The sequence below is a fragment of the Campylobacter sp. S4:11 genome, from assembly GCF_024723695.1.
GTDB classification, from domain to species: Bacteria; Campylobacterota; Campylobacteria; order Campylobacterales; family Campylobacteraceae; genus Campylobacter_D; species Campylobacter_D jejuni_C.
On the sequence record NZ_JANQDC010000046.1, the window covers coordinates 1 to 2,403 of the forward strand.

The window sequence follows — 2,403 nt, forward strand, 5'->3', positions numbered from 1 at the left end:
GCTTTTATTTTTTACATTATTGTTTGTATATACATTAATAGAACTATCTTTAGAAAGATGAATAGCTTCTTTAGCACTTAAATAAGCTTTAGTATCATCTTTTAAGATAAAGCTATAATGATCAAAGTTATTAATAGTATTTGCTTTTATATTTGTATTTAATACTAAATGATTATTAGTGCCACTTTTATGCATTAGAGCTTTTGATACAAAGTTATTATCTTCTTTAGTTTGTAAAAAGCTACCTGCTAATACATCTATATGAGTATTATTAAAAATATTAGTATTGCCACTTAGATATAAGGTATTATTATAGCTTTTATCATTCTCACTATATACACCAGAAGCACTTATAAATATAGCTTTGTTGTTTTTATACTCATCTATATTTAAATTATTTATATGAGTATAATTATCATGAGTATTCTTAGCTATACCTGCACTAATTACTACTTCTCCTTCTCTTTTATCAGAAGCTGTACCTAGGGCTAAATTATCAAAGATAAAAGTATTATTAGCACTTTCATTTTTAGCATTAATAACATAAACATTAGAACTAGCTGCACTTGAATAATCTTTAATATTTAAAGTATTATCATTAGCATTTTCATTCGCTCTTAAAATGATTTTAGAACCTTTATCTATATTAGAAGCATTCGATAAAGATTGCACCATATTATATTTTATAGTGTTTTTTTCTAAATTATCAGCTTCTATAATAGTAGTGAGATTTCTACCCGATTTTACATTATCTAAAACTATACTATTAGCATTAGCACTACTTGCATAATAATCTTTATTATCCAAACTAACCTTACTAACCCCATATAAATATAAAGGCATAGCTATGTTTGAGTTTTTAATAACAATGCTATTATTATTTGCTTTAGAACTTAGAGTTTGTGCTGCTGTGATTTGAATTTTATCTTGATGGTTTTCAACAGTAATGCCTTGGGTTAAATCCCCATTAATATGAATGCTATTATTATTAGCTCCTTTAGTAGCTACCCCACCATAAAGATTAAACTCATTTTTACCTGTAAAATTAGAATTAATTTCAAAAGGCTTTTTAAGATTAATGCTAATACTATTATCATTAGCTATACCATTATTAGTTATACCTGCATAAAAATCTAAAAGAGCTTTTACTTCTATATTGGTATTTAATGCTAATAAGGTTTGTAAATCTTTTATATCTATGGTGTTTTTATAAGCATTACCTTGTATGATTTTACCCCCATAGATTTCTCCTACTAATACAGCATTATAGGCTAATGGAGTATTTTTAGTATCTACTCTTAAATCTAGTTTTAAATCATTGATTAATACACTATTATTACTTACTTCATAGCTTTGATTATTATTAACATCCACAAAAGCCCCTCCTAAGTGAGTAGCAGCTGATGTTGAATATGCTCCACTTGGACCATGTACTAATAAAGAAGCTCCATCTATAATAACTTTATTATTTTTAGCATTAGCATTATAGGTAATGGCTCCTGTTACATGAGTCATTCTCTCATCAAAGATATTACCTCCTAATGCACTTTGTCTATAAGGGGTAGTATGAAAGTCTATCTTTACGCCTTTATTTAATATAACTGTATTATTATTAGCATTAGCATCCACGCCAAAAGCACCTAAGATATAAGGAGCACCATTTAAAGGTAAGGTATAGGTGTTTTCAACACCCATATTTACATAGGCATCTTTTAAGAAATTTAAAGTATTATTACTTACTTCACCTTTTCTAGCTATGGCTGGAGTGATTAAAAAATTATATTTATTATCTAAGCCACTAGCTTTAGGATTAATTACTTCTTTATCGGTAGGTTTTAAATAATATACTGAAGATAATTCCCCTGCTTTTAATACTAAGGTATTATTATTAGCTTTAGCATTAAAAGTATAAGCAGAAACTAAAAAAGGTATATAACTGATTTGATTTAGGGTAGTATTAGCTGAGTTAGAACTATGAAAGCCATTAACTACAAAAATATCTTCTTTAATACTTGGAGTGAGTATGTCTTGCTTAAAGTATAAATCATTCATTTTTGCATGAGCTTTATCTTTAGGATTATCATAGATTAAAGTGATATTTGAAAGATTTTTATTGCTAGCCATTTGACCATAGAAGTTTTTACCACTTAAGAGTTTATAAGTATCAAGATTATAATCATATACATCATTATTTTCATAATGGTGTTTTTTAATTATATAAGCATTAGAAGTTTTATCATAATTTGCCTGGGTGGCAGCTTCTAAAGAACTTAGTGAAAAAATAGTAAATAAAGAAAGTTTTAAAAGATTGGAGTTTTTATAGTGTTTTAAAGAGTTTAAAGCATTTAAGCTAAAACGAAAATTATCGTATCCCCCCCCCCGTGAGGTGTTTTTTAGATAAAT

1 protein-coding gene is annotated in these 2,403 nt (G+C 27.2%); it reads right to left on the reverse strand.

The features are described from left to right. On the reverse strand, positions 1-2,403 hold a 2,403-nt coding region (locus CAMP5053_RS08005), incomplete at both ends, for a hypothetical protein (protein ID WP_337217620.1).